Annotated in this window: 20 protein-coding genes; 7 read left to right on the top strand and 13 right to left on the bottom strand. The window is 41.9% G+C overall.

Annotated features, from left to right (window positions below):
- The first annotated feature begins 2 nt into the window (after positions 1-2).
- The 6 genes from LX92_RS06185 (at position 3) to LX92_RS06160 (ending at position 6803) form a co-directional block, all read left to right on the top strand.
- Positions 3-509: a TlpA family protein disulfide reductase gene (locus LX92_RS06185; RefSeq protein WP_109649412.1), complete on the top strand. Its 507-nt coding sequence runs from the start codon at positions 3-5 to the stop codon at positions 507-509.
- Positions 506-1255, top strand: coding sequence for a triose-phosphate isomerase (gene tpiA / locus LX92_RS06180; protein ID WP_109649411.1), 750 nt, complete (start codon positions 506-508; stop codon positions 1253-1255). The genes LX92_RS06185 and tpiA overlap by 4 nt, the downstream gene beginning before the upstream one ends.
- Before the next feature lie 73 nt (positions 1256-1328).
- Complete coding sequence (gene prmA, locus LX92_RS06175; RefSeq protein WP_109649410.1) at positions 1329-2165, top strand: 50S ribosomal protein L11 methyltransferase; 837 nt, start codon at positions 1329-1331, stop codon at positions 2163-2165.
- A gap of 32 nt (positions 2166-2197) precedes the next feature.
- Positions 2198-2473, top strand: a complete 276-nt coding sequence (locus LX92_RS06170; protein ID WP_109649409.1) for an ATP-dependent Clp protease adaptor ClpS — start codon at positions 2198-2200, stop codon at positions 2471-2473.
- Between the two features lie 161 nt (positions 2474-2634).
- Positions 2635-4239: an MFS transporter gene (locus LX92_RS06165; RefSeq protein ID WP_109649408.1), complete on the top strand. Its 1605-nt coding sequence runs from the start codon at positions 2635-2637 to the stop codon at positions 4237-4239.
- Positions 4240-4367: 128 nt separating this feature from the next.
- Positions 4368-6803 carry a GH36-type glycosyl hydrolase domain-containing protein gene (locus tag LX92_RS06160; RefSeq protein ID WP_109649407.1) on the top strand — a complete coding sequence of 812 codons (2436 nt, stop codon included), beginning with the start codon at positions 4368-4370 and terminating at the stop codon, positions 6801-6803.
- 1 nt (position 6804) lies between these two features.
- Here the strand turns inward: LX92_RS06160 and LX92_RS06155 are convergent, their stop codons facing one another.
- Both LX92_RS06155 and LX92_RS06150 read right to left on the bottom strand, forming a co-directional pair.
- Complete coding sequence (locus LX92_RS06155) at positions 6805-7218, bottom strand: DUF6691 family protein (protein WP_109649406.1); 414 nt, start codon at positions 7216-7218, stop codon at positions 6805-6807.
- Entirely contained in the window at positions 7215-7781 is a 567-nt protein-coding gene (locus LX92_RS06150) for a YeeE/YedE family protein (protein ID WP_109649405.1), read from the bottom strand. Before LX92_RS06150 ends, LX92_RS06155 begins: the two co-directional genes overlap by 4 nt.
- A gap of 1129 nt (positions 7782-8910) precedes the next feature.
- Here LX92_RS06150 and LX92_RS06145 point away from each other — a divergent pair.
- Positions 8911-10716 (top strand): M61 family metallopeptidase, encoded by a 1806-nt coding sequence (locus LX92_RS06145; RefSeq protein WP_109649404.1) that lies wholly within the window; start codon positions 8911-8913, stop codon positions 10714-10716.
- A gap of 1681 nt (positions 10717-12397) precedes the next feature.
- Here LX92_RS06145 and LX92_RS06135 read toward each other — a convergent pair.
- The 11 genes from LX92_RS06135 to LX92_RS06085 all read right to left on the bottom strand — a co-directional run bounded on the left by LX92_RS06135 (position 12398) and on the right by LX92_RS06085 (position 24557).
- A complete protein-coding gene (locus tag LX92_RS06135) occupies positions 12398-12877 on the bottom strand; it encodes a cupin domain-containing protein (protein WP_109649402.1) in 480 nt (159 codons plus the stop codon).
- Between the two features lie 2 nt (positions 12878-12879).
- Positions 12880-13386 (bottom strand): M23 family metallopeptidase, encoded by a 507-nt coding sequence (locus tag LX92_RS06130; RefSeq protein ID WP_109649401.1) that lies wholly within the window; start codon positions 13384-13386, stop codon positions 12880-12882.
- 280 nt (positions 13387-13666) lie between these two features.
- Positions 13667-15955 (bottom strand): DUF2357 domain-containing protein, encoded by a 2289-nt coding sequence (locus LX92_RS06125; protein ID WP_109649400.1) that lies wholly within the window; start codon positions 15953-15955, stop codon positions 13667-13669.
- Between the two features lie 3 nt (positions 15956-15958).
- Positions 15959-17794, bottom strand: coding sequence for an McrB family protein (locus LX92_RS06120; RefSeq protein ID WP_109649399.1), 1836 nt, complete (start codon positions 17792-17794; stop codon positions 15959-15961).
- 78 nt (positions 17795-17872) lie between these two features.
- Positions 17873-18328, bottom strand: coding sequence for a hypothetical protein (locus tag LX92_RS06115; protein WP_109649398.1), 456 nt, complete (start codon positions 18326-18328; stop codon positions 17873-17875).
- 399 nt (positions 18329-18727) lie between these two features.
- Entirely contained in the window at positions 18728-19963 is a 1236-nt protein-coding gene (locus LX92_RS06110) for an Lcl C-terminal domain-containing protein (protein ID WP_109649397.1), read from the bottom strand.
- A gap of 393 nt (positions 19964-20356) precedes the next feature.
- Positions 20357-21127 (bottom strand): SDR family NAD(P)-dependent oxidoreductase, encoded by a 771-nt coding sequence (locus LX92_RS06105; protein ID WP_109649659.1) that lies wholly within the window; start codon positions 21125-21127, stop codon positions 20357-20359.
- 300 nt (positions 21128-21427) lie between these two features.
- A complete protein-coding gene (locus tag LX92_RS06100; protein WP_109649396.1) occupies positions 21428-22114 on the bottom strand; it encodes a DUF6630 family protein in 687 nt (228 codons plus the stop codon).
- Positions 22115-22184: 70 nt separating this feature from the next.
- Positions 22185-22751, bottom strand: a complete 567-nt coding sequence (locus tag LX92_RS06095) for a hypothetical protein (protein WP_109649395.1) — start codon at positions 22749-22751, stop codon at positions 22185-22187.
- Positions 22752-22962: 211 nt separating this feature from the next.
- A complete protein-coding gene (locus LX92_RS06090) occupies positions 22963-23538 on the bottom strand; it encodes a leucine-rich repeat domain-containing protein (protein ID WP_109649394.1) in 576 nt (191 codons plus the stop codon).
- Between the two features lie 89 nt (positions 23539-23627).
- Positions 23628-24557: a ketopantoate reductase family protein gene (locus LX92_RS06085; RefSeq protein WP_109649393.1), complete on the bottom strand. Its 930-nt coding sequence runs from the start codon at positions 24555-24557 to the stop codon at positions 23628-23630.
- Positions 24558-24726 lie beyond the last annotated feature (169 nt).

Raw genomic sequence — 24726 nt, 5'->3', positions numbered from 1 at the left:
TTATGAAGTACCTTAGGAAAACACTTATTTTAATAACCTTTTTAACCGTTCTACTGACACGTGCCCAGGAGCATACCTTTTCCCAGGCCGCTTTGAATGATTCATTGGTGAGTTTAATCGGTGATAAGGTAACCTTCGATTCCTTGATCAAGGCGCATAAGGGCAAGACCATACTTTTGGATATTTGGGCCTCTTGGTGTAAGGATTGTGTCGTGGGTATGCCCACGATAAAGAAATTGAAAGAGGAGTTTCCCGAAATAGCATTTGTATACATCTCCTTGGATAGGGATGCGGCAAGTTGGAAAAAAGGGATCAAACGATTTGGCATATCGAACGGGTCGCATTTTTGGGCCAGCAAGGGTTGGAAGTCAGATCTTTTCAAGGATATCGATTTGGATTGGATCCCTAGGTATATGGTTCTGGATGCACAAGGGAATATTAAATTATATAAGGCCATTAAGGCCAGTGATAAAGAGATTGTAAAACAATTAAGAAAGAGTAAATCATGAGGAAAAAAATAGTAGCAGGTAACTGGAAAATGAATAAGAACATGCAAGAAACCGAGGCATTATTGTCTGAGGTTTCCGCTAAATTGCCAGATACAAGTGCAACGGTTATGGTATCCCCAACCTTTGTAAATTTGGCTAGTGCCGTAAACCAGTTGGAAGATTCTACCATAGAGGTCATCGCCCAAAACATGCATTTTGCAGAAAGTGGAGCCTACACCGGTGAGATTTCAGCCGATATGTTATTGAACATAGGTATCAATACCGTTATTTTAGGTCACTCCGAACGTAGGGCCTATTTTGGTGAAACCGATGAGATTCTTGAGAAAAAAGTAAAGGCAGCCCTAGCCAAGAACATGACCGTTATGTTCTGCTTTGGTGAGGAATTGGCCGATCGTAAATCCGATAACCATTTCAGTGTGGTCGAAAGCCAATTGAAAAATGCACTTTTCGGATTAGATGCCAGCGCTTGGAGCAGTATCATTTTGGCTTACGAACCTGTATGGGCCATTGGAACGGGAGAAACAGCTTCCCCAGAACAAGCCCAGGAGATGCATGCTTTTGTACGTAAGACCATCGCCACTGCCTTTGACCAGACTATTGCCGACAACGTATCCATTCTTTATGGAGGTAGTGTTAAGCCTTCCAATGCAGAGGAGATTTTCTCTAAACCCGATGTAGACGGAGGCCTTATTGGTGGTGCCGCATTGGTTGCGGATGATTTCATTGCTATCGTTAAAGCGATCTAAGTTTTAAGTTATATATTGAAAATGCCCCTTAAATTTGCTTTAAGGGGCATTCTTTTCCTAGAAACCCTTACGCATGTCAAATACCATATATATAGAATACAATTTTAGGATTACCCCCTTGCAACCCACCTCGGACATTTTGATCGCCGAACTGGGCGCTATTGGCTTTGAGAGTTTTGTCGAGAACGAAACCGGTATTCAGGCGTATACACAAAAAGAGGATTGGCAGGCTGATATGTTGAACGAGGTTGGTATTTTATCAAACCCTGATTTTCACATCACCTATGAAGTGAAGGAAATAGAACAGGAAAACTGGAATGCCACATGGGAACAGAACTTTAAACCCATAACGGTAGGGGAGGTCTGTGAGGTACGGGCGCCTTTTCATGAAAAGTCCAACGTTACCTACGATATCGTCATAGAACCCAAGATGAGTTTTGGTACGGGCCATCATGAGACCACGCATATGATGCTGCAATTTATCCTAGACCATGATTTCAAGGGCAAAACGGTCCTTGATATGGGTAGTGGTACCGGGGTTTTGGCCATACTGGCCGAAATGAGGGGGGCAGTGTCGGTTGATGCCATAGATATCGATAATTGGTGTTACCTCAATGCCATGGAGAATGTGGAGCGCAACCATGGTAAGCATATCAAGGTTTACGAAGGGGATGCTTCCTTGTTGAAGGATCAAAAGTACGATGTGATCATCGCCAATATCAACAGGAATATATTGCTTTCCGATATTCCCGAATATGCCAAATGCCTGACTGAGGGCGGGCAGTTGTTCTTAAGTGGTTTTTATAAGGAGGACATTCCTCTTATCACAGAAAAATGCAATGAATTCGGCCTTCGGTTTGAAAAAAATCAGGAAAAAAATAATTGGGTTGCCGTAAAATATGTATTTTAGGGAAGGTTATTCCGATTTTAAAATATTGAATTATGGGTACTAAGGAAAAAATTTCGGAAGAATTACTGCTAGAGGAAGAAACAGTAAAGCAAAACGAAATTGTACTTTTTAATGATGAAGTGAATACGTTCGATCATGTTATCGATACCCTTATCGATGTTTGTGAGCATACGCCCGAACAGGCCGAACAATGTTCCTTGATTGTTCACTACAATGGTAAATGTACTGTGAAAACAGGCGAATACAAAGATTTGGAACCACGATGCAGCCGTTTGTTGCAAGCAGGTTTAAGTGCTGAAATCGTGTGATTTAAACCACGTCTTGTTTTTTTATAGCCTTATTTTTTAGAGGGATAATGCCGTATTCCCAAAGTATAAACACTTAGATTTTAGCGCACTAATAGATTAATTTGCATTAGTGGGCGCTTTACGGATTGATTATTTTTAACATATAATCAATCTGAAAATCCATGTCTACTTTTGAAAAAATTTCCATTAAAGAAAAAATAGGGTATGCCCTAGGGGATGGTGCAGCGAATATTGCTTGGCGGGGAGTAGCCACTTTCTTGTTCATTTTTTATACCGATGTATTCGGATTGAGTCCAGTTACCGTTGGGGTATTGATGCTTGTAGCCCGTTTTAGCGACGGTATCAGCGATGTGCTAATGGGCATCATCGGGGATCGTACAACATCGAAATACGGTAAATTCCGTCCTTGGATCTTATGGACCGCCATACCCTTGGCCGCCATCCTATCCCTCTTGTTCACCAGTCCAGACTTGGGCGAGACCGGAAAGATCGTATACGCCTATGTTACCTATATCTTTTTTACGTTGATCTATACGGCCAACAATGTGCCTTATGGGGCGTTGATGGCAGTCATGACGGGGGACGACAAAGAACGTACCAGTTTGGGGTCTTATCGTATGGTCGGTGCTTTTGGTGGGGGTATGTTGGTACAGGGTGCCTTGTTGTTCCTCGTGGCCTATTACGGTAATGTAGACCCAACCATTGCCATTGATCAATTGGATGACGATACTTATAAAGTGGTTGTTTCCACACATACCGATGTGGAGAACGTGAATATAAAGACCGAAGACGGGATTGCCTTGTTCACTTGGGATGATAGCCAAATGGTCACAGGGGAAAATACGCCTACCCACGGCAAGAGTTTTTCCATGCAGGCCAATCAGGACTATGCGTTTATCGTTAATGGGGAGCCAAACCTATCCAAGGACAAGATTACCATTATCGACCAAAAACAAGGGTATAGCAATGCTATGTACCTGATGTCTGTTTTTCTTGCGATCTTAATGTTCCTGACCTTCTATACCACCAAGGAAAGAATACAACCCCCGAAAGAACAAAAGAACAATCTTAAACAGGATTTCAAGGACCTTATTGCCAACAAACCGTGGTTGGTGTTATTGGTTATCGGACTATTGTTCAACGTCTACAATTCCATCAAACAGGGGATTGTCATTATTTACTTTACGCATTATCTGAACGATCAGCTTTTGGGAGCCTCCTTCTTGATCGGTCTTATGGTCGCCTCGGTATTGGGCGCCATGGCTACGGCACCTTTAGGCAATAGGCTGGGCAAACGCAACCTGTTTATTTATGCGCTATTGTTTTCAGGCGGGGTCAATGCCCTATTGTTCTTTTGCGGTCCTGATGATATTACGGCAATATTCACCATTGGTATTATCTCTGAATTCGCAGCTGCCATTTTCCCAACCTTGTTTTTTGCCATGTTGGGCGATGCTGCCGATTATTCCGAGTTTAAGAATGGCCGTAGGGCTACCGGACTTATCTATTCGGCAGGTTCCTTTGCAACCAAATTCGGCGGAGGTATTGCCGGGGCGATCATCGGAATGATCTTGGGTGCATTTCATTACAGCGGACAGGATGCCGATTCCATACAAGGGGCCATCCCCGGGATTATCATGCTGATGAGTTGGGTACCCGCATTGATCACCGTTCTGGCAGCGGGATTGATGTTCTTATATCCCTTGACCCAAAAGAAATTGGATGAGATCACCTTGGAACTTAAAGAGCGAAGGCTTCAGGAATAAAAATCAAAAGTACAATGACTTGATCCAAGAAAATCCTTTGACGCAACACCATTTAGGTGCAGCCGAGGGTATTCCTTCTAAAGAAATAGACACTCAAACATCACAATAACAAACACTAACATTTACACATGAAATACGGCCATTTTGACGATACGAACAGGGAGTATGTAATTACAAACCCCCAGACCCCTTACCCATGGATCAATTACCTGGGTAATGAGGATTTCTTTTCCCTAACCTCGAATACGGGAGGTGGGTATACCTTTTATAAGGATGCCAAATTTAGACGGTTAACCCGTTACAGATATAATAATGTGCCTATTGACGATGGGGGAAAGTACTTTTATATCAAGGATGGGGATACCACCTGGTCGCCAGGCTGGAAACCCATGAAAACCCCTTTGGATAGTTATGAGTGCCGTCACGGTATGAGCTACACCAAATTCAATAGTTCCAAGAATGGGGTAGCGGCACAGATCCTTCAATTTATTCCCTTGGGCTTTTGGGGCGAGCTTCAAAAAGTATCTTTAAAGAACACTTCTTCGGAAACCAAAAAACTGAAATTGTTCTCTTTTATCGAATGGTGTCTGTGGAATGCCGAGGATGATATGACCAACTTCCAACGTAACTTTTCCACTGGGGAAGTAGAGATCCAGGATTCAACCATTTACCACAAGACCGAATTCAAGGAACGACGTAACCACTATGCCTTTTATAACGTGAATGCCCCAATAGATGGGTATGATACCGATCGCGAATCGTTTTTGGGGTTGTATAACGGATTTGATAATCCCGATGTCGTTAACGACGGAACTCCAAAGAACACCGTGGCCCATGGTTGGTCGCCTATCGCATCGCACTATATTGAGGTGGAATTGCAACCGGGCGAATCCCGCGATTTTATCTTTATGTTGGGCTATGTTGAGGTGGCTCCGGAAGAGAAATGGGAAAGTAAGGGGGTCATCAATAAGAAACCTGCCAAGGATATGATGGCAAAATTCGATACGGTTGAAAAAATCGATGCCGCCTATGGGGAACTACGCGCCTATTGGGACCGACTTCTGGGCAAGATCAATATAGATTCCGGGGATGATCGCTTGGATCGTATGGTGAATATCTGGAACCAATACCAATGTATGGTCACCTTCAATATGTCGCGCTCCGCTTCCTTCTTTGAATCGGGAATCGGTCGTGGTATGGGCTTTAGGGACTCCAACCAGGATTTGATCGGCTTTGTACACCAAATCCCAGAAAGGGCCAGGGAACGTATCTTTGATATCGCATCAACCCAGTTCGAGGACGGTTCGTGCTACCACCAATACCAACCCTTGACCAAAAAAGGGAATTCGGCCATTGGGGGTGATTTTAACGACGATCCCTTATGGTTGATCTTATCCACTACCGAATATATTAAGGAAACAGGGGATTTTTCCCTGTTGGATGAAATGGTGCCCTTTGATAATGATGCATCGCGCGCCAAACCGCATTTCGACCACTTAAAAGCCTCTTTCTACCATGTGGTGAACAACTTGGGGCCTCACGGCTTACCGCTTATTGGGCGTGCCGATTGGAACGATTGTTTAAACCTGAATTGTTTTTCCGAAGATCCCAACGAATCTTTCCAGACCACAGGGAATAAAAAGGGAAGCACGGCGGAATCGCTGATGATTGCCGGACTTTTCGTGGTTTACGGAAAGGAATATGTAAAACTGTGCAAACGCATAGGGAAGGATGCCGAGGCCCAAGAAGCCGAAACCCATGTGGAAGCCATGATCGAAGCCGTTAAGAAAGACGGTTGGGACGGTGATTGGTACCTACGGGCCTATGATTATTACGGTAAGAAAATAGGATCCAACGAGAACGAGGAAGGCAAGATCTTTATCGAATCCCAAGGATGGTGTACCATGGCCGGTATCGGACAGGAAGAAGGGATGGTAGAAAAGTCGTTGAATGCCGTAAAAGAGCATTTGGACTGTGACTACGGTATTGTTTTGAACAGTCCCGCCTTCACCAAATACTATATTGAATATGGGGAGATTTCGACCTACCCTGCCGGTTATAAGGAAAACGGGGGTATCTTTTGCCATAACAACCCATGGATCATGATTGGGGAAACCGTTTTGGGCCGGGGAGACCAAGCCTATGAATACTACACCAAAATAGCCCCTAGTTTCTTAGAGGATATTTCGGAACTGCACCGTGTGGAGCCGTATGTATATTGCCAAATGATCGCCGGTAAGGAAGCATCCAAACCCGGGGAGGCCAAAAACTCCTGGTTATCGGGAACCGCTTCGTGGAACTTTTTTGCGATCACCCAATACATCCTCGGTGTAAAAACCGATTATGACGGATTGGTCATTGATCCCTGTATCCCTTCAAAATGGGACGGATTCAAAATGACGCGGGAATATCGTGGGGCTACGTATAATATCGAAGTACAGAATCCCGACCATATCAGTAAGGGCGTAAAACGCATCTTGGTGAACGGGTCGGAAATCGATTCGAAAATCGTGCCCATATTGGAAGCCGGAAAAGAACATTCGGTACAAGTGATCATGGGGTGACCTAATGCGGTAACTTATCCTTGAGCACTCCATAAACAAAGGTACCAAGGAGGGCCGCAGCGATTACAATGAGCATGCTAAAGACGCCTGCTCCCACCAAAATGTACATGGGTCCTGGACATGCACCAGCCAGGGCCCATCCCAATCCGAAAATACTACCTCCGAGAAGATAACGGGTAAACCCTCTTTCTTTGGGGTTGATGTTTATTTTATGTCCCTCAATGTTTTTGAGTCCACTGCGTTTCATCAATGCTACACCGATGATCCCCAAGATTACGGCCGATCCTATGATGCCGTACATGTGAAAGGATTGGAATTTGAACATTTCATAAATACGATACCAGGAGACTGCTTCGGACTTTACCAATATGATTCCGAAAACCATACCGACGAATAGATATTTCAATAATTTCATGATGTCGTAAATATTAGGGGTAAGATAAAGTGTGTCATGATCAGACCACCGATAAAAAAGCCGATAACGGCCACTAAGGAAGGTTTTTGCAGATTACTCAATCCTGAAATGGCATGGCCTGAGGTACAACCTCCGGCATAGCGTGTACCGAAGCCGACCAAAAAGCCGGCAATAATTAGGACGGACATGCCCTTAACGGTCAAGACCGCATCCCAGTCATATATTTCCGGGGGCAATATGGCCGCACCTGCATTATGGAACCCCATGGTCTCCAAATCGTTGATCGTATCGGGCGAAAGTGCAATGTTAGACCCGTCGGATAGGAAATTCACGGCAATAAATCCCCCTAAGATGGCTCCCAGGACGACCACTAGGTTCCAGCGTTGGGCTTTCCAGTCGAATTTAAAGAAATCGGCATATTTACCGGCCCCGCCGATACTACATAAGGTTCTAAGATTCGATGACATACCGAACGATTTGCCGAAGTAGAACAGCAGTAGCATAACGAAAGTGATCAATGGCCCGGTGACATACCACGGCCAAGGTTTAAGAATTATTTCCATTCCAAAGTTTTTTGCAAATATAGGCGAATGGATTTATTCGGTTTTTTTGGTAGGAACTTACGATTTAGAGTGATATTTATGTTACTCTTAACGGCCTATTTTAATTTTCGTCGCAGATCAAGGTATTCCCACGTTGGTTTTGGTAAGCCATACAAATCACATAAGACCTTGTCATTTCGACAGAGGGAGGAACGAGCGACGAGAAATCCCATACTCCTATTCTAGTGTGATTTCGCTTCGTACCTCATTCGGAATGACAGGCTGACTTTAAAAAGTTTTACGGCCCTGATTTTTTTTGGCAAAGCAAAAAAGAAAAGAAGCTGAAATTAAAGCAATGAGTAAATTAATCCATCTGTCGTTAGTATGAAAAAGCACCTTCCCAGACAAGAACCATAATTCGAATCTATTTTCAATGTTCTTTCATTTTATTCAAGTGGTTGTTATTGTTTTTTATCGGTTTTCGTGAATCTTCAATTTCTTTACTTGTCCAATGAAACTGTCGTAGGAGGTTCATAAATGCTTTTTTTTTCATTTTCTTTACTTGTCTAAAGAAAACGAAACAAAAGAAACGACACTCCTTCGTTAGGTGCTCACAAAATAGAAGGAATTTTGTGACCGCCGTTAGGGCCTAAATTATTTCCAAGGTTTCAATAATTCTTTACGGCCCTATCGCCTGCACTACAGAAGGAGATCGACCCCTAAATATACCATTTCAAGTTTCGGACAGTTCGTTGTAAATCAATGTCTCCATTTGGTTGGGAAGTTTATCGATAAGTTTCCCGGCCTATTTTAATTTTGGTAGCAAATCAAGGAATTTCCGCATAGGCAAATGGAAGGCGTTCATAATAATAGGCTCTTGTCATTTCGACAGAGGGAGGAACGAGCGACGAGAAATCCCATACTCCTATTCTAGTGCGATTTCGCTTAGTACCTCATTCGGAATGACACACCGATTTTAAAAAGAATGTCAACCTTGTAAATCAATGTCTTCATTTGGTTGGGAAGTTTATCTAAAAGTTTTCCTGGCCTATTTTAATTTAGGTAGTGCATATAATAGTCGGTAATGCACCCTTACCCTATTCCAGTTGCCTGTTTTAAATAGTATATTCGTCCTATTAAAAATATAGTAATGAAATTCCTCTTTCCCATTTTCCTATTTGGCAGTATGTTGTGTGCCCAAACCAACCATTACGAAATCTCTTTTGACAATGCCGTACACCACGAAGCCGTAGTACAGGGTACATTCCCCGAGCTGAAAAACGATACGGTGGCCTTTCGGATGAGTCGTTCTTCCCCGGGGCGCTATGCCCTGCATGAGTTTGCCAAGAATGTGTACGATTTTAAGGCGACCGATAGTAAGGGCAAGGGGTTACAAGTGTTACGCCCGGATCCATACCAATGGCAGGTGGTAGGTCACGATGGCACCATCACCATTCATTATACCCTGTTTGCCAATCGAGGTGGGGGAACCTATTCACAGGTGGATGAAACCCATGCCCATTTGAACATCCCCGCGACCTTTATGTACGTCCCAAGCTTGAAAGACCGGAAAATCGAGGTGGATTTTAAGGTGCGGAAGGATCTGAACTGGAAGGTAGCCACACAATTGCCCTTGGTTTCCGGCACCACCTATTCGGCGCCAAACCTCTATTATTTTATGGATAGCCCTACCGAACTAAGTGACTTTTCGGTTCGGGAATTTGAGGTGGAGGACCACGGAAAAAAACAAAAGGTACGCTTTGTACTCCACCACAACGGAACGGAGGAGGAGTTGGATGCCTATTTCGAGAATGTAAAGAAAGTAGTGCTTGCCGAGCGGGAGGTCTATGGCGAACTGCCTGAATTCGATTATGGTACCTACACCTTTTTGGCCTGTTATATCCCCAATGCCTCGGGCGATGGCATGGAGCATCGAAACTCCACCATCCTAACGAGTACACGCCCCTTGGCTAACGGTGGGGCGGAACGGAATATCGGTACGGTATCCCATGAATTTTTCCATGCGTGGAATGTAGAGCGCATCCGTCCGAAAGGGTTGGAGCCTTTTGATTTTGAGAAAGCCAATATGAGTGGAGCCCTTTGGTTTGCCGAAGGTTTTACCAGTTATTATACCCAACTCAATCTGTGTCGGGCGGGCATAATCTCACCGGAAAAATATGTCGAAGGCATTTCGGGAACTTTTAACTATGTTTGGAACTCCCCGGCACGGCGATTCTTCAATCCGGTCGGGATGAGTTATCAAGCCCCCTTCGTGGATGCGGCTACCTCCGTGGATCCCGTAAACCGGGAGAATACGTTTATCTCCTACTATTCCTACGGAAGTGTGTTGGGTCTTGCGTTGGATCTATCGCTACGGGAAGAAAAATTGAACCTCGACGATTTTATGAAACAGGTTTGGAACACCTATGGTATATCGGAGATTCCCTATACCTTGGAAAACCTTCAGCAAGCGTTGGCCGACTATGCAGGTCGCGATTTTGCCGATACATTTTTTGATAGCTATATCTATAAGAGTGGCATGCCCGACTACAAGGCGCTTTTAAATGCTGTGGGCGTTACCTTGGCACAGGATGCGGAGGAACCTTATTTTGGGGCCGCTGTGGCATTGAACGGGGATGGTCATGGGGAAATACGCTCCAACCCCAAAATCGGTACGCCTGCCTATGTGGCCGGATTGGACAAGGGCGTTGAGATTACCGCTATCAATGGACAGGGCTTTCCTGACGGACAGCAATTCAGTGCCTATATCAAAGGACTTCAAGTAGGGGATACCCTAAAGATCGTTTTTAACCGTTACGGAGTGCAAAAGGAAACCAACGTTGTATTGGCGTCCAACCCTAACTACCGTCTTTTCCTGTCGGAAAAGGAAGGGGCCAAGGTTTCTAAAAAGCAGTTACAGCGAAGAAACGAATGGCTGAAAACCGAAGAAAACTAATCATCTGTATACTTCCCATTTTCTTTGCTTGTCCAATGAAACTGACGCTGGAGGTTCATAAATACAGATTATCAATACATGTAGGTTATAGGAACGAAGACCCGGCCTATTTTTATTTTCGTAGCAGGTCAAGGTATCCCCACGTTGGTTTTGGTAAGGTGCCCATATCACATAAGACCTTGTCATTTCGACAGAGGGAGGAACGAGCGACGAGAAATCCCATACTCCTATTCTAGTGTGATTTCGCTTCGTACCTCATTCGGAATGACACACCAACGTTAAAAAGAATGTCAACCTTGTAAATCAATGTTTCCATATGGTTCGATAAGTTATTCGGCCTATTTTTATTTTCGTAGCATTTCAAGGTATCTCCACATGGGTTTTAGGAAGGCGTCCATATCACATAAGACCTTGTCATTTCGACAGAGTGAGGAACGAGCGACGAGAAATCCCATACCTATTTTCTAGTGTGATTTCGCTTCGTACCTCATTCGGAATGACAGGCTGACTTTAAAAAGTTTTACGGCCTATTTTTTATTTTCGTAGTAAATCAGGGGGTTTCCACATGGGAAATAGGAAGGCGTCCATAGAGCATTTCACGTTAGTGAAAGCGGCCTGGACGCTGTGGCAGTGATTTTTATTTGCTTTTCTCAATGTGGATCTTAACAAAGTGGCCATGCTGCGGCTGGCTCCTCTAAACCAAGGTATATTATACCTTAGTTTTTCGGCCCTGTTTCTTTTTTGGGCGATGCAAAAAAGAAAAGAAGCTGAAATTAAAGCAATGATTAAACTGAAACAGGTATGTCCTTAATGCTTTATTTTTTCATTTTCTTTGTTTGCCCAAAGAAAACGAAACAAAAGAAAAGGCACTCCTTCATTAGGTGCCCACAAAATAGAAGGAATTTTGTGACCGCCGCTAGGGCCTAAATTATTTCCAAGGCTTCAATAATTCTTTACGGCCCTATCGCCTGCACTACAGAAGGAGGCCGACCCCGAAATATACCATCTCAAGTTTCAGACAGTTCGTTGTAGATCAAGGTATTTCCGTGTTGGGTTTAGGTAGGCGTTCATATCACATAAGCCCTTGTCATTTCGACGGATGGAGGAACGAGCGACGAGAAATCCCATACTTATATTCTAGTGTGATTCCTCTTCGTACCTCATTCGGAATGACAGGCTGACTTTAAAAAGAATGTCAGCCGTTGCGAATCAATGCCCTATTCGGTTTTAAAAGCTAATCGAAGGGTTTCCCGGCCTATTTTAATTTTCGTAGCAGATCAAGGTATTCCCACGTTGGTTTTAGGAAGGTGTCCATATCACAAAAGACCTTGTCATTTCGACAGAGTGAGGAACGAGCGACGAGAAATCCCATACTCCTATTCTAGTGTGATTCCTCTTCGTGCCTCATTCGGAATGACAGGCTGACTTTAAAAAGTTATTCGTACTATTTTCATAGTAAATCAAGGGATTTCCACAGGAGAAATAGGAAGGCCTCCATATCACAAGAGACCTTGTCATTTCGACGGAGGGAGGAACGAGCGACGAGAAATCCCATACTTATATTCTAGTGCGATTTCGCTTCGTACCTCATTCGGAATGACAGGCTGACTTTAAAAAGTTATTCGGCCTATCCTTTCTTTTTCTAATTTCAAGGCTTTGAACTGCATTCGCAAGGTTGATTCTAGACCTTACTTTCATAAGTAGTGATCACAAAAATAATCAAGGGGGAATCCCCGATATTTTTGATGCCATGAAACCCACTGCCTCTCATACTGGTAATGTTCCCTCGTTCTACGTTGTATGTTTTTTCAGGGCTTTCCCAATTATCCTTTTCCAGGTATTGCCCTTTCCCGGAGATGATCACATACAGCTCTTGCTCTTTTCGGGAACCATGGGTATGGAAACCAACGGAATCCTTGGAAGTCGGTAGGATCATATAGGCCCCGATCCGGTTATGGACCAGCTCTTCTTTTTCCTCGAACATTTGTAGGAGGTATACGGTGCCATCGCCCCCGTACATCTTGGGTCTTTTATCGTAGCGTATGGCCCCTCTGGGCTTTTTGCCAAAGTGGATAGTGTTGAGGTGTATATTTTCTTCGATGAGGGTTTTGAGATACGTTTTTTCACTTTCGGATACGTCTTCTCTTTTTGATGGGGTCATAATTATAAATATGCTATGGGGTTTAAATAAAACATTTTTTTCCAACCTTGTTTTTCCGAATCCATTCTCCAGACATAGGGAACCATGGTTACAATGGAATAGTGTAAATGAGGTGATTTCCCGGCAGCATTACCACTGGTCCCGACGGTTCCTAGGGTTGATTTTTTATTCACGAAAGCCAATGAGGACGTTTTTAGGGTATTCAAATGTGCGTAATAATGGAGTCTCCATTTGGGGCCGAGGACCAAAACGATTTTTCCGCCCATGGGTATTTCCCCAGCATACAAAACCAGACCGATAGTTGAAGCATTGATGTCGGTTCCAGTTGCGGCAAAGATATCCACCCCTTTGTGGGTAACGGATTTCCCCCAAGGGTAAAACCAAAATGATTTTGGATTGTAGTCCGATGTTGTTGCCCCTTGAACAGGCATTTTTAATTGCTGTGGAATCAAAAAACCGATGATCAGGAGGGTCAGTATAACGAGTAGAACCTTTTTTCTTTTTCTCAATAGCGTCTCTGTTTTTGATCAGTGTGAACTATTTAAATAGATGGTGTTTGGCATTGTAGAACATGTGCTTCCCATGCCGTTAGATCATACGATAAAGGTACTCATTTTCGGTTGTAGCACCATATGGCTGGTGAATGGGAATGGTGTGCGTACTATTATTTAGTGATTAAAAAGGGAAGGATAAGTTGTGGTTAAATGGTGTTTATTTAGAAAAACAGTCTGCTTTAATCAGAACCATGATGGTATAAGGGTGGTTCTTGCGCTAGCGATGGTCACCATATTAACTGATTTTGTTTTTCATCAGTTCTGTAAGACTTGTTGTAAACGGAAATGCCGATGCCCTGCCTGTTGAATAGTTTTCTAGTTTTCTGAAATTCCAGCTTACATTCTTAAATTCTGTGTCGGTCACAGGCTCTATTTGAATAACGAGATAATTGTTCTGTGATGGGTTTGGATAATCTTTTTTTATTAAGTCGTCCTTTGAATATACTTTAGGCCCTTTGCTCACAATCTTCCATAAGTCACCGGAGCTAGTATCACCCGAAGTGTGGAGTAATAAATATCTTGAACTTACTGTTTCTTTGTCGAGTATAAGTGATCCGGCACCTGAACCCATTCTGAAATTGTAAAGACCGGTTCGTTGAATCCAATTGTATTGTTCATGTGAGTTGTAATAACCTAATAAAACAAAGGTGTTGTCTGGGATTAAGTCTCTGTTGGTGTTGTATGGTTCCGGTAATGGTTCCTTAATTATATTATCAGATTCAGGCGGATTTTTATAGATGTCAAACGTTCTGTAAGCAATTTTCTCACGTTGTGAAGCTCGATTTATGAAGTGTTCGATTATTTCCAGAATAAACGCTTTCAGCTCTCCGATTCCGCTGTTTGTTTTGGATGGTTTTACAGGAAATGCTCCAAGACCCGGAATAATTTCGTGAAACCCTTTCTGGTTGATGGATCTGTCTCCAGGATATAAAACATAAGCACCGCCTGTTCTTCTGATAGCATCCTTGTAAGCATGCATTTTTAAAAGGTCTGCATTTTTATATATGCCTTTCTTGTTTTCCACCTTTTCTTCGTCCAGATCATTTTTTATGTTTTGTTCAAGAAAATCAGTAAGATTTGCAATTTTATATTTGGCATCAAAGTGAACATGAACAATCAGTTCCTGTTTTTCCGCTTCGGCTTCTGAAATTCCGTAGGGCCAGAGAGAAAGAGTATAGTCCGGTCTTAATGTTGTTGTCCAGCTGCCTGAATTGGGATATGTTTTCTTTCCGCTGAATGTACGGTTGTAGTTGAATCTTATATTTATTTTTCTGTTTCTTGAATAATAAACACCACGAAGAGCCGTGAACTTTCCCTGTTTAATTTGAAGGTTTAAACCATCAGGAGTTTCTTTAATTAAATCTGAAATGTCTTTGGGGTCAATTTCAAAAATGGACTGAAATAAGTCCAACAGTTTGAAGAAAAGCCAGTATTCATACATTGTGGCAATGTCTTTTTTACCACCGCTGTAAATATCATTACCACCTGTCCATATTAATTTTGCAGCAAGGTCAAACATGAGCCAAACACGCAATACTTCCCGATAACCTTCTTTTCGCTGCAATACCGGGCTATTCAGCTTTAAAGTTGTAGGTCTTGAAATATCCTTGAAAAAAGAATGATGTAGTTGATTTTCCAACTCACGAATCATTAGTTCTGATTCGTTTTCCATTTTTTTATGGCCGAATTCTCTTGCCTTATTATTTATATCTGTACTGAATTTCAGAAAATTTTCAAGTGCATGTTTTATGAATCGGTTTTCAGGCGTATCAACTGAATCGGTTTTTCTGATAGTAGAAATTCGTTCAGGCAGTGTTTCAAGGCCGTAGCTTCTCAGATAATGCTTTTCGGGTATTTTGGTTCGATTACCGCGCTTTAGAATTTCTTTGATATTGGAATTTGAAAACCGTCTGGCATTACGTATGTCTTTTTCTTCTTCAGCCTCTGCCCATTTCGTTGTTGGTGCTTTAACAATACGGTGAATCGCTTCGGCAAACTCTTCAGTGCCAATTAAGGATTTTATGAAAGAAAATTTCTGATAAAGTGTTTGGCTGTCTTTGGTGTAATCTATTCCAAAATACTGCGAAACTGGTGAGCTGGCTTGCAATAACAAATCAGTACATTTTTCAGTAATCAGTTCGAGCATATCACGGTAATCCTCACGATAGGCTGATTTTATGGATTGTACCTCTAATTCGACCTTACAGCACTCTCGTAAAGTTTCTTTTTCCAGTAATGGAATAGAGAGTGTGCCTACAAAAATATTAGGCATAATTGTTCCCAGATTTGTAGTCCGTTTGTGTCCCTGAATGATGTTTTGGCCAACATCACCCAAAATAAAACCTGGGTCACTGATCTGAAAATCATACGAACAGCCTTCAACCAATTGAAACCGAGCTTCATTATGTACACTTGCATTTTCTGCTGCATCAAACAACGAATCTGACCTGCGGGCATCTATCCAGAGTCGCAGACCTTTCTGAATGGAATCAAGATTGATTTCTATGTTTGAAACTGTTTTCATCTTCTAGGCTTCTGCAAAACTTGCAAATCCATTATCAATTGCTCCCCGATACATGCGTGAAATTTTTTCAAGTGAAAGCGGATAAAGTACACTTCTGGAATTGAAGTCAAAATCAGGTTTTTCAAAGATATCCTTTATGATTTTGATGTCATCCGAAATGCAAAATGAGCCGAGTGTTTCCAAAACAGGACACAGCTTTCTGCGTGAACCATGAAGCTTGGGTAACAACTTTTGTATAATAGCAATATCAATCTTTTGATGGGTTGTTAGAGTATTATCTATAATTGACAGTTGATGTATCAAGTTCAAAATCTCCGATGCACTTCGATAGCCAAATTCCGCACCGGTTTTTTTCAGTTCGCCAAAGAAATGAATAAGTTCTGTATTAATGGTATCTATGTCTGTGGTTGAAAATTCTTTACTGCCAGCCATATCCATAAAACTTTTTGCCATGCCTGCACCTTTGCTAGTTATGGCATCCATGTTGATTTCTTTGATATTACTCAGGAAGTTTTTCATTTCGTCCTGTGTAACCCGAAACTCAATCGTATTTGCTCTGTCTAACACTTTGGGGCTGAACATGTTGGTGGTTTCGTCTATATTGACAGTGCCAATGATGAAAAAATTGGAAGGAATTTTCAGTTTTGCGGGAACACCATTCTCTACTGTACCTTCAGCATACAAGGGAATTTCTTCTTTCGATTCCATTGCACTCAGAAAATCGGCAAAATATCGTTCCACATGGCTAAGGTTCATTTCATCCAGAATCAGAAAGTGAGGTAGTTCTTGCTGATTGTTGGCTTGAATGATTAAATCCAGCACTCCGCTGTCCGGTTTTACATATTCTTCTGGTTTCAATGCATTTGGGTAACCCAATAGTGCCTCACGATTGGTCCAGTCAGCACCCACAGGAATAATCCGGTACTGGCTTTCATCCTGACAGATCCACTGCACAAATGCTTGTGCCAGTTTTGTTTTTCCTGAACCGGAAAGGCCCGAAAGAATCACAAAGGGTTTGGTGATTAATGAGGCGACAAATCTGGATAGTAATGATCTGGAGAAGAAAAGTCCTGAATTGTTAATTTGTTCAACAAAATTTTCTAAACGGAATGGTTTTATATTTAAGAAGGATTGATGTTCTATGGTTTCTTCCTCTTTGGGTAGATTTAATTCACATATTTTAATGAATAAAGATTTTAAGTCAGATAGGGTTTTTGATATTTCTAAATCAATAGAATCAGGAATCGAGTTAGTATCAAATTGTTTAATTAGGTGAATATTGTTACTCCAGTTTTCATTAATTTGATCTGCTGAATTTAAAGATATTAAATCAGTTTTATTTGCCAAATAATCTGCTCCTTGACTTAGCTTATAGGCAGGAATTGACTGATTTAATTTAATTATCAATTCTTGAATTTCAGAGTTTTTTTTAACACCTTCTACAAGAGGAGAATTATTCTCGATTTGAGCACCATAATCAAGACCAAACTTTAATCCATTTGAATGAACTAGGATATATAGCTGTGGGGAACTTGAAGCATAAAGTGATTTGATGTTTGGGTATTTGTAATAGATGCAGGCCCAAACAAACTCATGTAAATTGTTATTTCCGTAATGTTGGTAATTTTTTAATTCATAACCTTCATTTAGGCCTTCAAATAAGGGAGATAAGTAATTTTTAAGATATTTATTAGGGGTATTATGATATTTTATTTTAAACTCCTCAATACTCGGCTTAACTGTCTCTGAATAATTGCGATACGAAATGGTACCATTGTCATGCCCAATTTTAATTTTTTTATTTATTTTAATTATGTCTTGTAGTGCTTTTATGGCCATGCTAATTATTTAGGTTATTTAAATTCATACACCTAAGGAAGTATTAAGAATTTAGATGCCTTTACTAAATATGATGATTTAGTTTTCTGTGAATAATTGACAATTAAAAATCATCTTACTGGTCAATTCACTCATAGCTTGAACAAATGCTGTCGTCATACTTTCATCCCATCTATTTATATCACTTTCAAAATGGGATAATAGAATATCATTATTGAATGGTAAGGCTAAATAGTATGTTTTGCCAGAAACTTTAGAATTTGCTATTATTAGAATACCTGCCATTTCTTTTAATTCATTGCGTTTTAATATTTGAAAGTTAAAACTATAGTTTCCTTTTATTATAGTTCCTAAATTATCAAAAGAATAACCACTTTTCATGTCAAGACCAGATGAAATTTGAATTTTATAACCTCTGGTCATATAGTTGTATTCTTCAACTGTGGTCTTAGAATGTGCTTTAGAAGCATTTAAATTTTGTGAAAAGGAGAATGAAGTAATTAGGAAGAAAATAATAAATGTAATTTTTTTCATTTTAAAAATATTATTTAACTGGTTGATATAGTATTAATTGATGCCTCATAAAAATAATAGCACTATAAATTTCCTACAATTAAATATTTTAAACAAACCCAAATAGATAAATCCAAAAAATAACCGATAACTGGTAGTCCTGTTTTTTTATGATGTTCTTAAGGAACTCAATATTCATCTGACTTAATTTTCATTTAAATATCGAAACAATATTTTGCATAGCCTTACAGATATCCGTAATGGCAAAACCTTTTTTTAGCAGTTGCCGGTGAATCATCTATTAGTTCAAAAAGTAGCTGATAAAACAAAAAACCGCCCTAATAGGCGGTTTTTAATGGTGTAATCGTATCAAGTAAGGGCTTGGGGAACATAGGTTGCCCTTCCTATAAATAGATGGTTTTAATGGGTCTCTGAACCCGTCTCTATATCGCGAACGCATCTGACGTAATTATACACATAGCGAACATCGCCCTGGGGTCCAAAAAACTCGGGATAGGCATTGCTATCCCCACTTTTGGGATCACTTCGTTGGCATCCTGCCCCGTGAACATCCATCAATGTTCCGTCCATCATCCCTTGTCCCTCACCAAAGGCAATATAAACGGCACTTGAATACGGGTTTGCCCCATCTAAATGTGTTGTACCCGACCAAAAGAATGGATATTGGCCTGGGTTGCCTTCGGGGTCATTGATCTCCGTCGTGTCAAAAATAGGATCTATGGCGGGGGAATTCGTTGTTTGTGGCGATCTTGTATAATCGACGATACTCTGAAGTTCCTTGGCATTGGGCAAACGCCAATCGGAATGTGTACCCAATTCAAGATTTTCGGCATAGGCCAAAGCTTCCTCCCAATCCCGGGCTACACCATCATCGGCCTTTTGCCACATTAATCCGGTAGCATGATCACTTACGGTGCCATCGCCATTATTGACAAAAGAATTATTGCCATAGTCGGTATTTCCCCTTACCATTCTAAAATACATGGTATTGGCACTTCCGGTCGCCTTTTTGTATTTTGGATAGCCCTTAATACGCCCATCCACAAAATTGACACCGAAAATGGTTTCATCGGAATCCATGGTAAGGCCTACATACTCGGTCGATGACCAAGTCTGTGCATCGATCTCACGTTCCCCGATACCAACATCCCCTAGGGGCTGATTAAAATAATCGGTATCGATGAACATTTCAACCGCTTGTTCCCCCATGACCTGACCGGTAAATTGGATCAGGGAATACAGTTCCTTGATCGTTGGTACGCGCCAATCGGTATATCCGCCCAAAGTGGATGCCTCTGCTTTGGCAATGGCTTCCTCGAGGGTGAGTTTTTCCCCCATGTCCTGTTCCCAAAGTAATCCGGTAACGTTATCGGTAATGGTCCCGTCCCCATTATCGGTGTATGATGGGGTGTTTCCGGTGTAATAGGCGTCTTGGCCATAAAAGGCATCGCCATCCGATAGGGCGGAGGTTATCGCCAGATCGGTGTAGAAGGTTTCCACGCCGGTATCGACGATCGCATAGGGATAACTTAAATTCGTTTCTTCTACTTCTTTTTCCTGTGAAAGGGCTTCGTTTTTATCACATGCCAATACGCTTAAAAATCCAGCAACAAACAATACTCTTTTTATCTTCATTTTTAGGGATTGATTCAGATGTATTTTTCTAATCTGACACTCCTTATTCCAAAAGGTTTAAATGGATTATTGCTTTTCGTTTAAGGGACTCCGTTGGATAGGGCTCCGTGTGGAACGTATCGTATTGATTCAAGAATGTCATTGCCTTGACCTCCCTATGGTGCGGAGAATCCTTAACTGGCTGGAAGCATTTGTGTTATGGGGATATCAATTCCTGTAATGGCTATTCCGCTTTCCTGGAGATCTGTGCATTCCGTTGCTGTCATTTACCCAATGTAGTATTCTAATACCAAAACAGACCCGCCCGCAAATACCCGATTACCGATTGGTGTGGGTGTCACGATGGTACGGTAGGGGTCGGACACGAAACGGGGCAACCCATGTAATGATGGACTACATATTGAAGACACCCCCATTAATGTCCAGGGTGGCACCGGTAATAAAGCCATCGTACTCGGAAGCGAGATATACAACCGCTCTGGCCACGTCATCCGCGTTACCTGCTCTTTGGATGGGAATGCCGGCTATTGTTGCAGCTGCTGATTCCTTGGTCGTATGGGTATTGTGGAACGAAGTTCCTAGGATAAGTCCTGGGGCAACGGCATTGACCCTTGTACCTTGGGGACCTAATTCTGAAGCGAGTGCCCGTGTGAACGTTAGGATGGCGCCCTTGCTAGTGGAATAGGCCAGCGACCCTGGGTGTCCGCCTTTACGACCAGCGAGTGATGCCAGATTAACAATGCTACTGTTGTCATTTTTGGCTAGATAAGGCGCTGCCGCCCGTGTTACGAACATCATGGAGGTGAGGTTGATGTCCATGACCTTCTGCCAGAACCCGGCCTCCATTTCATTCAACATTTTACGTGCCACCAGGGAACCTGCGTTGTTGATCAGGATGTCCAATCCACCAAACGCCGCTACGGTTTTTACGACCAATGCATTCGCATCGGCCTCTTTGGTTAAGTCACCACCAATGGCGACTGCTTTTTGTCCTTTGCCAGTTGCGTATTCGGTCAATTGGTTCGCGGTATCGGCACTGGAAAAATAGTGGATGGCCACATTGGCACCGCTATCGATAAAGTGTCTGGTGATTGATTCGCCAATTCCTTGGGCGCCAGCGGTAATGAGAACGTTCTTTCCGGTTAATTTCGTATTGTTTTTCATGTTGTTTTTCATGTTGTTTCTATCGTATAGGCATGGGGCATCGTAATGCTATCACTACGTGTCGTTATCCTCGACAAATTTTTGTCTTTATATTTCTGAACGGGTCATCATGTTGACCAACGTCTTTGTATGTGGGGTGTTGGGTGTTTTAAGCATCAAATTTAGCAAATACTAAGCGAAAAGAAAATCCGTGTCCCCCGAAATTGGGGTTTGTGACTAGGCTAAGGAAAATAGTCGTTTTCATAATAGATGGATTTTGTGATAGCCCTGATGGGGTAGTCTCGGGTGCGTTGTCCTATCTTAGGCTTCCCATTCAGGTTTGTAAGGATCTATATGAAGCCCTACATGGCTTAAGGCCCAAAATGTTTGGTCGGCCTGATCCAGGCGGTATATAAAAAGGATATAGGTATCGGAGGGGTTTCTCACGAACCACAAACCCAAACCAACCTTGTTCAGAGCGTAATTATAATCTTTAAGGACATGGGTATAGCTTACGGTAACATTTTCCGGATAATCGGATACCTTGGGCAATTCTGCCTTGATGCCATTGAAAACCAATCTTTTTTGAATGTGTTGATATAGCTCCTTTATGCCCGCCTTCCAATCCAAATTAAAAAAATGGAAGTATTCCGGTTTTACCTGTTGGTCCATGAGTTTAGTCAAATAATGGAAACCTTGGTCATTTGGTTTTATGTCTTTGGATTTAACTTCCTCAATATTGGAAAACAATTCATCCAATCGCTCGTTAGGGCACCCATGTATTAAAAAATCGGAAAGTTTGCCATAATCGTTTTTTAGGGTATCCAATATTAATTTCGTTGTACGATGTGGCATGAATTTATCTTCTTTTTTGGCCAATTGGATTCCTTTTTGTGGCTGTCCGTTCTCTTTCGGTAAACTCTTGCCGGAAGCGAACAACCCTTTCATCTTATAAAAAAAGAAAGCGACAAGGGCCAATACGACCATACTGAAGATAACAATGCCCATACGGAATATTTATGTGTTTTTGGTTAAGAACCATCTAGATTTAAAAAAAGTTTGTTGTGCGGTGTTCGCTTTATAGGTGGGCATGGACAATAACAACAGGACTTTCAAGAATCCCTGCTATCCGGGTCAAAAAATCCTCGGTGAATGTCGGGGGCCAATTATAAAAACTGATCCCGACATTGCTAAAGGCCCATCTAAATTGTGATTGGGAACTGAACCTATATGCTGAAATAGGGGCGATGTTGCCACAATTTTCGCACTTGAATTGTCCGCTACCCCCTTTTGCCCACCGATCCATGGTTTCGGCCCAATTGGTGCCGATTAGATTTTGATGGCATTTTGGGCAAAGCACTTCGTCCAAACCATTGCCGTACCCGTGAAATACGGTTCGCTCTGAAAAAATGTCGATATGGTTGGTGTTTGTTCCTTCCACTTGGTTGAACTCATCCCCACAGCTTAGGATCTCCCTGTAATTCGGGCCAGGGGCATATCGTTTAAATGGAGCGTTCGGATGGTTCTTCAGTTCGGTGCCGATTACATTGTGGGTACTTAAATACCGGTATAGTTTTGCGGCAACTTCGGCCGGATTTTCATATTCCAGTACTTGGGGAACAAACGAAACGATGGATTCACTCATTGAATATTGATTACAAATGACCACTAAATATAGTCACTATATTCAGTTTTAACCAAACTAATGATCATGCCGAAGTACAGATAGCAGTAAGTGACATACGTTTTTTAAGCTGTGGCATTCGGTATTTTAGTAATCATCCATTTACGATTTTTAGGGTCGGAAAATGATAATGTCTAGCCAATGGATCATTTGATTATTACCGTAAGGTGTATCAACCAAAAATGTGGGGGAGTAATTTCTTGTTTCTTTCCATTTCCTCATTTGTAAAATGGTTTCCGGTCGAGTGCAGGCGCTCTAACTGCGTTAGGTTCTTTATGGATTCAGGCAGGTGTTCCAGGGGATTGAAATCCAGGTCTAGTATTTTCAAATGGGTCAGATTCCCTATCGATTCCGGGAGGGTTAGGAGTCCGTTGGCCTTAAGACCAAGATACTCCAGATGGGTCATGGCACCCAAATCCTCGGGGAGTATGCCCAAATGATTTCCACCGATTTCCAGTACCCTTAATTTTGGTAGGGAAATAATGAATGTAGGGATGGTCCTTAGATTATTGTGGTGTACCCTTAAATACTCCAGATTCACCAATTGGCCTATCTCTTTCGGAAGCTCGTTCAACCCTTGGTCCCTCAACTGTAATCCCTTTACACTTTCAGGGTTTTTTAAGGCCTCTTCCAAGGAAAAGTAGACGGTTATGGTGCCAATTTCGGTGTCCCATTCATCATGGGTTTTCTTTTGGGAATGCACGGTATGGAAAAACAGGAGGAGGCTAATAAAAATAGTCGTTTTCATAATTAATGGATTTTGTGGTAGCCCTACCTTGGATAAGGAAAGAGCACGGTAATCCCACTTTTTTTGGTGTTTTCCGTTGATGGCCCGACTTATGACTTTGGTTTCCTGGCTTTGATTTCCATGGGTAAAATGCAGTTATAGACAAATTTATTTATGGGGGTATCAACGCCATATCTTTCCCCGAATTTCACGACCGTCCCATTTTGATATTCAATTTCAGAGGGGCGGCCTTGCCAAACATCACGGGTTAATGATGAAGTGGTCTCATACGGGAAGGAATCAATGAAAGCCATTGTTTTGTCCACAATATCCGACTTAAGGTGTACCCCGACTTTTTTGGATAACACATAGATTTCCGTCAGTAAATCGGACATCATCTGTCTTGTCTCCTTAATCTCCATTATTTCGCCATACGTTGTTTTTGTGACGGCTAATAGGCCACTGACACAAATTGCCAAGAATTTTCCCCATAGATCGGATGCAATATCATTGGATATTTCCGAACGTATACCCGCCTTGGCAAAAAGGGCCTTTAATTCCTGTGATCGTTTGGCGTCCGTATCAATAAGCTCTCCAAATACGATAATGGGATCTACTCCAAAATGGTTGATGGTTCCGGGGGATTCTATTTTGGAGATTATTCGGCATAAACCACCAAGGATATGTTTTTCGTCAATCGCTTCTTTTAATTCCTCTGAGGCCAAGATTCCATTTTGTAAGGGTAAAACCATACTATCATCGTGGATTATACGCTTTAGATCCGTACTGATTTCCTTGATCTGCCATGCCTTAACACATAGGATGATCAAATCGGATTTTCCGATTTTAGGGATACTGTCGGTTGCGGTTAAATGATCGGTATGGAAATCCCCAAGAATACTTTTTACGTGTAATCCGTTTTCTTGTATCGCTTTTAAATGTTTCCCCCGTGCCAAAAAGGTTACGTCAAATCCTGCTTGGGCCAATTTAGCACCAAAGTATCCGCCTACTCCTCCTGTTCCGATTATTGCAATTTTCATCCTGTTACTGTTTTCGTGGTATTGAGATTTTTTTCGTATATAAAGCAAGGGGTATCATTGATGCTGATACCCGTCATATGCTTCGAATTGTAAATTTCTGACAATAATCAGAGGCAAACAAGTTAGGGCGGATATATTTCGGGATGAATGGGTAGTGTCCTAAAAGGTG

Origin of the sequence: Maribacter polysiphoniae (assembly GCF_003148665.1) — a bacterium.
In the GTDB taxonomy this organism is placed as follows: domain Bacteria; phylum Bacteroidota; class Bacteroidia; order Flavobacteriales; family Flavobacteriaceae; genus Maribacter_A; species Maribacter_A polysiphoniae.
The sequence above is the reverse complement of the archived record's forward strand: the minus strand, read 5'-3'. Positions and strand labels throughout refer to the sequence as shown.